Genomic DNA, 9,889 nt, shown 5'->3' on the forward strand with positions numbered 1-9,889 from the left:
ATCGACGACCGCCCTAGCACCAGCGTATCCGCACGCGGTAGCGGATCTTCACCTCGTCATGGGAGGGCACGCGCACGATGAACTTGAAGGTGTGCGCGTCCACCTTCTCCCAGTCGTGCGAGGTAGTAAGAATTTTCCACTCGCCCTCGGCGGGCTCGAACACATCCACCTCGGCGTCCTCGTCCTTGTGGTTACGCAGGGAGATTTCCCACTCCGACTCCGAGCCGCAACGGCCGTGATCTTTGTAGTCCGTCTGCACGCGGTCGCCCACGACGTCGAACGCCTCGCCCATCTTGATGCGCACGCGCTCGTCGCGGGGCGTGTGGTCGATGCGGTCCTCGCCGATGAACTGCAGGGAGCCTTCCGCGTCGGCCTTGTAGACGCGGACGATGCCCTTCGGGAGCGGCATCCCGAGGCCGTGCGCTTTCTTGTTCTCAATGTCGAGGAAGACGCCCACCTTCTGGTTCGACTGCACCCGGCCGCAGGCAGAGCGGAAGTAGTACGGCGCGCCGCGGAACACGAGGCGCTTCTCGATTTTCACGCCCGGCGCCTCGAGCAGGGAGATTTGCTTCTGCTCGTTGTCGCGGAGCGTCGTCGGGCGCTCGAGCGTGTAGAGGTGGTACTCGAAGAAGGCCTCCTCGCGGAACTGCGGCTCGGCAGCGGCCGCCATGAACTTCACCCCCGGGCGAAAAACGTCTTCCTCCTCGGCGCGGTGCACGTCGCCCGCGACGAGCTTGAGCCGCGCGTTCTCGTACCCGGCGCCGCTCGTGTTGTTGAGCGTCACCCAGCCGTTCAGGTCGCCCGCCGCGTCCTCCGAGTCCACGACGAGCACGTAGTCCGCCTTCCAAGTCATGCCGTCCGTGAGGTAGGAGACTTCCAGCTTGTGCTTCGGCGCGGCGCTATCAAGGAGCCACACGAGCGTGGGCTCGGCGATGAGATTCCCGGGAATCTCGGGGAAGGAGATGCGTCCCGGGTAGCCGAAGGTTATCTCGTCGCCGACCCGGAGGATGGTGCCGTCGTTCGTGGAGAGCACCTCGGCCTCGCGCTCCTCGTCGCGGCCAGTCACCTCGTTCCAGCGAAACACCTTGACCTTCCTGCCGACGTATTTTTCGAGTAGTTTCTGCGGGCTGAGGAGGTCGTACTGGTAGTTCTGCTCCAGAACGGAAAGTTTTCCCGAAAGCGACTTGATGTGCACCGTCTCGGGCTGAATTTTCGAGGCTACGTCCCGGAACTCGAGCGCCGCGACGCCGCGCCCGAGCGAGACGTCGCGTACCTCCCTGACGAGCCCCATGTTGACGTTGTAGACCGTGATGGCCGTCTCGCGGCGGTCTTCCGCGGTCGAGCGGAAGGTTTTTTCCGCCCCCTCGACGTGGCCTGCTTCGGGCGCCGCCGCCTGCGGCCGGGTTCCATGAAACACCATGAAGAGCACCAGGGCCGCCGCGCCCACAGTTACGGCCGCCCGCTTCATTTTTGTCGCCGTTTTTTTTCTTTCCATCGTTTCTTTCCTTTCCGCTTGGTGCGCTGGAATGTTCGAGCCTTACTATCCTTCTACGCTACTCGAAGCGGGGCGTTTAGGGCAAATCCATAAGTCACGGCCCCGCTCCGCCCGGGAAATTACCCGGAGATTCCCGTGGTTTCAGCTTTTTATGGTAAAATACCCGGTTGGGGCATTTCCCCGATTACAACAACCCTATGAAGAAAATTAAAGTCGGTGTACTAGGTGCAACAGGTATCGTTGGACAGTGGTTCATCCACTTGCTCCGCGACCACCCATGGTTTGAGCTCACAGCCCTGGCAGCGTCCGAAAAGAGCGCCGACAGGCCCTACGAGGAAGCCGTCGGCGATAGGTGGAAGATCCCGTACGAGATGCCCGATTACGCGAAGGGCATGAAGGTCCGGGATTGCACGCCCGACCTGGACTGCCGGCTGGCCTTTTCCGGCCTCGACTCGAGCGTCGCCGGCCCCGTCGAGACGGCGTTTGCCGAGGCCGACTACGTAGTAAGCAGCAATTCCAAGAACCACCGCATGGACGCGGACGTGCCCCTCCTGGTACCTGAGGTCAACCACGACCACCTGGAAGTCGTGAAGCGGCAGAAAACGCCGGGCTTCATCGTCACGAACCCGAATTGCTCCGCCATTCCCCTGGCGCTCGTCCTGAAGCCTCTTCTGGACAGCTTCGGCGTAGCGGAAGTTTTCGTGGCCACGATGCAGGCCTTGAGCGGGGCGGGGTTCAAGGGCTTCGAGCTCGACATCGTGGACAACATTCTTCCCCACATCGGCGGGGAGGAGCCCAAGGTGGAGTCGGAGCCGCTCAAAATTCTGGCGCGAGTCCAGAACGGCGAGTTCGTCAATGCCGAGATAAAAATCAGCGCTCACTGCAACCGGGTGAACGTGCAGGACGGCCACCTCGAGGCGGTGAGCGTCCGCCTGGACCGAAAGCCGACGCTGGAGGAATTTAAAGGTGCCCTGAAGACGTTCAACCCCTTGAAGGGGATGGACCTGCCTTTCGCGCCCGACCCGCCCATCGTCCTTCGGGAGGAAGACGACCGCCCGCAGCCCAAGTACGACCGCGACAACGGGAAGGGAATGGCCGTCACAGTGGGCCGCGTTCGGGAGGACCCGGTCTGGGATTACAAGTTCATGCTGCTCGGCCACAACACCATCCGGGGCGCCGCGGGCGCCGCCCTCCTCAACGCCGAGCTCATGAAAGTGAAGGGATTATTGAAATGATCGTGATGAAGTTCGGCGGAACTTCCCTCGGGGACGCCGCGAAGCTCACGAACGCGGCGGAGCTTATCGAGGCCAACCTGGAGAAAACCCCCGCCGTGGTGGTTTCCGCGATGGCCAGCGTCACGAATCTACTGATCGACACGACGAAGAACGCCGCACTGGGAAAGACTGCCACCGTCGAGCGCGCCGTCGGGGAGCTTTCCCAAAAGCACGAGACGGCCGCGAAGCAATCGCTGAAGCAACCCGACTCGGTTTTGCAGGAAGTCCGGCACATCATCGGGTCCCTGAAGCCGCTCTACGAGAGCATCGGCGTCCTCGGGGAATACACGCCGCGCTCCCTGGACCTCATCTCGTCGTACGGCGAGCGGCTGTCCTCGCTCCTGCTCGCGAACATTCTGATAGAACGCGGCGTGAGCTCCGAGCCGATTCCGACGGCGGACCTCGTCATCACGGATGACAACTTCGGCTCCGCGAACGTCGATTTCAAGGTGACCCGGGCCCGCGTGGCTAAGAAAGTGAAGCCCATGCTGCGCGAAGGCGTCACGCCCATCCTGACGGGCTTTCTTTCCGGAACGGAAAAAGGCGTCGTCACCACGCTCGGCCGGAACGGCTCCGATTATTCCGCGTCCATCGTCGCGGCTTGCCTGAAGGCGGAGGAGGTGTGGATCTGGAGCGACGTGGACGGCGTCCTGACGGCCGACCCGAAGCTGATTGCGGAGGCCAAAACCGTCCCGGAGCTGTCCTACCGCGAGGCGGCCGATCTTTCGTATTTCGGCGCCAAGGTGCTCCATCCCAAGAGCATCCTTCCCGCCGTCGAGGGCGGGATCCCCATCTGGATAAAAAACGCCTTTAAGCCGGAGGTGGAGGGAACCGTGGTCAAGGCCGAGACCGTCCGCGACAAGAAGCCGATTCGGGGAATCACCTCCATCCGCAACCTGAGCCTCGTCAACGTCGAGGGGGCCGGGATGGTGGAGCTCTCGAACGTCGCGGCGAAAGTCTTCGGCGCGGTCGCGAACCTGGGGATAAACGTGTACGTCATCTCGCAAGCTTCCTCTGAACACAGCATCTGCTTCGTCGTGGACAAGGGCGACGCGTCCAAAATCGTGCGCGTCCTCAAGCGCGAGTTCTCCGAGCGCATCATGCATCGGGACATCGACGAAGTCTCCGTCATGGACGGTATAGCGATTGTCGCCGTGGTCGGGGAGGGCATGATCGGCACGCTTGGCATTGCCGGCCGCGTGTTCGGCACCTTGGGCAAGAGCAAGGTGAACGTGGTCGCCATCGCCCAGGGAGCCTCGGAACTCAACATCTCCTTCATCGTAAAAGAGGAAGACCTCACGAAAGCGGTGGCGTGCCTCCATCGGGAATTCGGACTGGACAAATGAGGCTTCGGTGCCTGGAGTGCGGGAGGGAATATGCACTCGAGGCACGCCACGCGTGCAACTGCGGCGGAAACCTGGAGGCGATACAGGACATGGAAGCCGCACGGGGCAACGTGTCTTGGGAGCTGTTCGACGAGCGGCTCCGGCGGGAGCCGTTCGGGTCGGGCGTTTGGCGGTACAAGGAGCTCGTTCTTCCCGAGGCGGAGGACGACGAAATCGTCACCCGCCGAGAGGGTAACACCCGGCTCTATTCGAGCAGGCTGATCGGCGAGTATACCGGGGTCAAGAACATTTTTCTCAAGCACGAGGGGGAGAATCCCACCGGCAGCTTCAAGGACCGCGGCATGACCGTGGGGATCACGGCGGCCCGAATGTTCGGCATGAAGACCGTGGCCTGCGCTTCGACGGGAAACACCTCCGCGTCGGTGGCCTCATACGCGTCCCACGCCCGCATGCGCTGCGTGGTGTTCGTCCCCGAGGGGGAGATCGCGTACGGGAAATTGGCGCAGGCCCTGGCCTACGGAGCGAAGACGCTGCAGGTCAAGGGAGTGTTCGACGACGCCATGGCGCTCGTGCTTGAGGCGTGCGACACGCTGGAGTTCTATCTGATGAACTCCCTGAATCCCTTCCGCCTCGAAGGGCAGAAAACGATTTGCTTCGAAGCCCTGCAGCAGCTGGGCGGCGATGTTCCCGACTGGTTCGTCCTTCCCGGAGGAAACCTGGGCAACAATTACGCCCTCAGCAAGGCCCTGCGGGAATTGCACGAGATCGGCCTCGTTCGCAAAATTCCTCGGATCGCCGTCGTGCAGGCCCGGGGCGCCAACCCTCTGTACCGGATGTGGAAGAACAAGACCTCTTTCGAGCCGCTCAAAACCGTGGACACGGTGGCGTCGGCCATCAAGATCGGCAACCCGGTGAATTGGAAAAAATCCCTGGCGGGCCTCGAATGGTGCAACGGCGTGGTCGAGGAGGTGACGGACCAGGAGATCATCGACGCGAAGGCCCACGTCGACCGAACCGGAATCGGCGCAGAGGCGTCCTCGTGCGCCACCGTCGCCGGGTTGAAGAAACTGGTGGAGGCGGGCGTGGTGGGAAGAGACGAGCTCGTCGTGGGCATCCTGACAGGCCATCTCCTCAAGGATCCGAACCTTGTCGTGGATTATCACCTGGGCAAGCTAACGCAATTTAGCGACCGATACGCCAACAAACCGGTGCCCGTCGACGCCACCATGGAAGCCGTGCGCGCGGCCCTGGGGGATTTTTCCTAGGGTGAGAAGCCGCGCAACCTCGTCAGGCAGGACAAGGCATTAGGAATCTTATGAGCGAATGGCTGAAAGTTTTCGCCCCCGCCACCGTGGCCAACGTCGGCCCCGGGTACGACGTCTTCGGATTCGCCCTGCACGAGCCCGGGGACGTGGTGGAGGTGCGGAAAATCGAGGAACCCCTCGTGAGGGTGGCGGAGGTCACGGGCGACGGCGGGAAGCTTCCGAGGGATTCTTCCGAGAACACCGCCGGAGTCGCCGCCACGGAAGTGTGGAAACTCCTCCGTGCCGATGCTGGCGTCGAGATGAAGCTCCATAAGGGCATGCCGCTCGGCTCGGGGCTCGGAAGCAGCGCCGCGAGTGCCGCGGCGGCGGCATGGGCGGTGAACGTTCTTTTCGGAAAGCCCCTCGAAAAAGAGGCCCTCCTGCCCGCCTGCATGGCGGGAGAGAAGGCGGCAAGCGGCACGGCGCATGCCGACAACGCGGCACCCAGCCTGCTCGGCGGATTCGTCCTCATCCGGAGCTACGACCCGCTCGACGTCGTCCCGCTGGCCGCGCCGGAGGCGCTGGTGGCCGTGGTCGCAACCCCGGCGTGCGAGCTGAAGACGGCCGAGGCGAGGGCCGCCGTTCCGGAAAAGATCCCGTTGAAAGACGCCGTGCGCAACTGGGGCAACGTCTCGGCCGTCACGGCGGCGCTGTTCACGAACGACATCCGGCTGCTCGGGAGGGCCATGGACGACAGAGTCGCCGAGCCCGCCCGCGCCCCCCTGGTGCCCGGTTTCCACGACGTGAAGCGGGCCGCGCTCGAGCACGGTGCCTACGGGTGCTCGATGAGCGGCGCGGGGCCGAGCGTGTTCGCCGTGACCGACGACCGGGCGGCGGCGAAAAAGATCGCCGCAGCCATGCAGGCCGCCTTCGCCGGGCACGGACTCGAGAGCCGAACATTCGTCTCGAACGTCAACAAGGAAGGAGCAAAGGTAATCTAGCAATGAACATCGGATTGATCGGGCTGGGGACCGTGGGAACGGGCGTCGTCAAAATCATCGCCAAGAGCGCCGGGTTGATCAAGGAAAGAAGCGGCGTCTCGCTGACCCTCAAAACCATCTGCGAGACGGATCTCTCCCGGAAGCGGGACGTCGACCTGACCGCGTTCAGGACGACCCCCGACGCGGACGACGTTCTCGGCGACCCGGAGATCGACGTGGTCGTCGAGCTCATCGGCGGTTACGAGCCCGCGAGAGCGTTCGTCCTGGGCGCGCTCAAGAAAGGCAAGCACGTGGTCACGGCCAACAAGGCGCTTCTGGCGCGGCACGGCGGGGAGATCCACAAGGCCGCGGCCGAGAACGGCGTCCAGATACTGTACGAGGCGGCCGTCGGCGCCTGCATTCCCATCCTCCGGGCGCTCAAGGACAGCCTCGTCACGGAGAACATAAGCTCCATCTCGGGCATACTGAACGGGACCACGAATTACATCCTGACCAAGATGACCCGCGAGAACCAGAGCTATGAGGAAGCCCTCAAGAAGGCGCAGGAGCTCGGCTTCGCGGAGGCCGACCCCACGTTCGACGTCGAGGGGAAGGACGCCGCGCACAAGCTCGCCATCATGGCCTCCATCGCGACGGGCTCCTTCGTGAGCGACGAGGAGATTTCCACGGAGGGCATCACCGGGGTGACGAAGGACGACATAAAGAAAGCCCGCGAGAGCGGAAAGGTCATCAAGCTGGTGGCCAGCTACAAGAAAACGCCGGGGGGAAGGGAGCTGTCGGTCAGGCCGACCCTGCTGGACGAGGACCACCCCCTGGCGGGCGTCCAGAACGAACTGAACGCCGTGTTCGTCGTGGGGGACAACGTCGGCGAGATGATGCTCTACGGCAAGGGCGCGGGGCAGCTGCCCACGGCCTCGGCCGTCGTCGCGGACGTTGTCACCATCGGCAGAAACAGGGTATAATAGATAAATTGTATTAAAAGGCAACCGAATCCCTTATGAAAATTGAAACCATCACCGTCCACGGGGGGCAGCGGCCGGATCCCGTAAGCGGGGCCATCGCGACTCCCATCACGACCGCCAAGAACGGGGCGTTCCGGGCGCTCGGCGAGCCCATCAAGATCAAGTACGGGCGCACGCAAAACCCGGTGCGGGAGGTTCTCGAAAAACTCTTCGCGGAGCTCGAGGGAGGCGAGGAGGCCGTCGTCTTCTCGTCGGGCGTCGCGGCCATCAACTGCCTGTTCCACACGCTCGAAGCCGGCGACCACATCGTCATGGGCAACAAGCTCTACGGCGGCACCGTCCGGCTGGCCGACATGGTTCTGGCAAAATTTCTCCAGATTGATTTCGCGGACCCGAACGACACGGAGAAGCTCAAGGGCCTAATAAAAGGGAACACGAAATACATTTTCGTGGAAACGCCCACGAACCCCCTGCTCGACATCGTGAACCTGGAGGCCGTCCGGGACGCGGCCCAGGAGGTGGGCGTTCCCCTCATCGTGGACAACACGTTTGCGACGCCGTGCCTGCTGCGCCCCTTCGACTACGGCGCGGAGACCATCATCCATTCGACCAGCAAGTACCTCGGGGGCCACAACGACCTCGTCGGGGGCGCCATCGTCACAAAGAACAAGGAACTGGCGGAGCGACTGAGACTCTACGCGAGGACCCTGGGCTCCGTCCCCGGCCCCCACGACGCCTACAACACCATACGGGGCGTCAAGACGCTGGCGCTGCGCATGGAGCGGCACTGCGAGAACGCGCAGCGCGTCGCCGCCTTCCTGGAGGAGCACAAGGGCGTGGGGCGCGTGTACTATCCGGGCCTGCCCGACCACCCGGGGCACAAGGTCGCCAAGAAGCAGATGAAGGGCTTCGGGGGCGTCGTCTCGTTCGAGGTGGAGGGCGATTACAAGAAATTCGCCAATACCATCGCCTCCCAGGCGCCGCCGGTCTACCTGGCCGAGTCCCTCGGCGGCACGGAGACCCTGCTGACGCACCCGCCCACCATGTGCCACTCGTACCTGACGCCGGAGCAGAGGCTCGAGGTGGGCATCCACGAGAACCTCTTCCGTCTGTCGGTCGGCGTAGAGCACGCGGACGACATCATCGAGCAGCTGAAAGCCGCGCTCGACGCCGCCTCTTCCTGGAACTCCGTTTCCGAGTTAGTCGGTTAGAGCCGGGGAACTCCGGCAGCCGGGGATTAGCCGCCAGCCGTTGGCAGTTAGCAGTTAGCGAAACGGCTTCTTACGGGCACACTACGGGAGCCGGCCAGCCGGGTGCCGTGTCCCGCTCCATGTAGCTTGCGGCTAAATCCCACGAACGTCCGGCGCTCGACTCCCCCGCCGCGTTCGCCGCCGTCACCACGATCCACACGTCCGGCGCTCCCATCACGTAATCCAGCCGCGCCGTCCCCGGCTCTCCTCCAGGCCCGAGCGGCGCCAAGCACCCGCTCTGACCCGCCGGAAACCCGTACCACGTCCCTATCGCTTCCTCATATACCACGTAGGCGGTTGCTCCACACCCGGACTCATCCTCAACGTCCACCAGCGTCCCCGCTGTATTCACTACCCTCAGCGGCGGCACACCAAAAGGAAAACTGTCCGTGTCCGACGGCTCACACGGTTCCCCGCCATTGCAAATACAGTTCGTGACATCCTCTGGAGGCGACGTCCCAAAGCACGTGCCGTCAAACACCGTCACGGTGTAGATGCCCGTCGAATCGCACGGCACCTGGATAGTCTGCGTCGTCGCCCCGTCGCCGGGCTCGCCCGGAGGCACCGTGCTCCACGAGTAGCTCAAGTAGCCCGCGCCGGCATCCAGCGTCGAGAACGGAACACCGCAGGTCTCAATGATCACGGGCGTCGGCAGCGGGTTCACCGTCACCACGATGGAATTCGTAGTGACCGTGTTGCCGCAGATCAGATCGTTGTCCGTCACGTCGCAGAAGTAGGTATCGGCCACACCCACCGTGATCGTCTGCGTCGTCTCGCCGCCCGGACTCCACAGGTACGTGAAAGGTCCGACGCCGTCGTCCGGCGTGGCCTCCAGGTCAACCGAGCCGCCTTCGCAGAACGTCGTCGGCCCGAGCGCCGTCGCCGTCGCGCTCGTGATGCAACACGAACCCATGCAGTTCGAGACATCCTCTGCGGGCGACGTCCCGAAGCACGTGCCGTCAAACACCGTCACGGTGTAGGAGCCCGTCGAATCGCACGACGGAACCTGGATCGTCTGCGTCGTCGCCCCGTCGCCGGGCTCGCCCGGAGGCACCGAGGTCCACGAGTAGCTCACGTAGCCCGCGCCGGCATCCAGCGTCGTGTTCGGAGCACCGCAGGTCTCCAAGATCACGGGCGTCGGCAGCGGATTCACCGTCACCGTCGTGCCCGGAACGGTCGTGTCTGAGCACGCCGGCACCGCGCTGTCCGTAATCGTTACGCTGTACACGCCGGCCGTCGTCACCGTGATCGCCGTCGTCGTCTCGCCGCCCGGCGCCCACAGGTACGCGAACGGAGGCGTACCGGTCGCGGAGCTCG

Annotated in this window: 8 protein-coding genes; 6 read left to right on the forward strand and 2 right to left on the reverse strand. The window is 63.7% G+C overall.

Annotation, left to right across the window (positions count from 1 at the left end; translation table 11 throughout):
• Positions 1–13: 13 nt before the first annotated feature.
• Positions 14–1,495: a DUF4139 domain-containing protein gene (locus JSV08_09195; protein ID UCF80665.1), complete on the reverse strand. Its 1,482-nt coding sequence runs from the start codon at positions 1,493–1,495 to the stop codon at positions 14–16.
• A gap of 197 nt (positions 1,496–1,692) precedes the next feature.
• On the opposite strand from JSV08_09195, the gene asd reads away from it, so the two are divergent.
• From asd to JSV08_09225, 6 genes are read left to right on the forward strand one after another with little or no spacing between them, the layout of a single operon-like run.
• Positions 1,693–2,730, forward strand: coding sequence for an aspartate-semialdehyde dehydrogenase (asd, locus tag JSV08_09200; GenBank protein ID UCF80666.1), 1,038 nt, complete (start codon positions 1,693–1,695; stop codon positions 2,728–2,730).
• Positions 2,727–4,115 (forward strand): aspartate kinase, encoded by a 1,389-nt coding sequence (locus tag JSV08_09205; protein UCF80667.1) that lies wholly within the window; start codon positions 2,727–2,729, stop codon positions 4,113–4,115. The genes asd and JSV08_09205 overlap by 4 nt, the downstream gene beginning before the upstream one ends.
• A complete protein-coding gene (locus JSV08_09210) occupies positions 4,112–5,380 on the forward strand; it encodes a threonine synthase (GenBank protein ID UCF80668.1) in 1,269 nt (422 codons plus the stop codon). Before JSV08_09205 ends, JSV08_09210 begins: the two co-directional genes overlap by 4 nt.
• Before the next feature lie 50 nt (positions 5,381–5,430).
• Complete coding sequence (locus JSV08_09215; GenBank protein ID UCF80669.1) at positions 5,431–6,360, forward strand: homoserine kinase; 930 nt, start codon at positions 5,431–5,433, stop codon at positions 6,358–6,360.
• A gap of 2 nt (positions 6,361–6,362) precedes the next feature.
• Entirely contained in the window at positions 6,363–7,322 is a 960-nt protein-coding gene (locus JSV08_09220) for a homoserine dehydrogenase (GenBank protein ID UCF80670.1), read from the forward strand.
• A 35-nt stretch (positions 7,323–7,357) separates the two neighbouring features.
• Positions 7,358–8,533: an aminotransferase class I/II-fold pyridoxal phosphate-dependent enzyme gene (locus tag JSV08_09225; GenBank protein UCF80671.1), complete on the forward strand. Its 1,176-nt coding sequence runs from the start codon at positions 7,358–7,360 to the stop codon at positions 8,531–8,533.
• A gap of 70 nt (positions 8,534–8,603) precedes the next feature.
• Here the strand turns inward: JSV08_09225 and JSV08_09230 are convergent.
• A partial coding sequence (locus JSV08_09230; GenBank protein ID UCF80672.1) for a hypothetical protein occupies positions 8,604–9,889 on the reverse strand: 1,286 nt, incomplete at its 5' end.

It is taken from the genome of Acidobacteriota bacterium, from assembly GCA_020349885.1.
Taxonomy (GTDB): Bacteria; Acidobacteriota.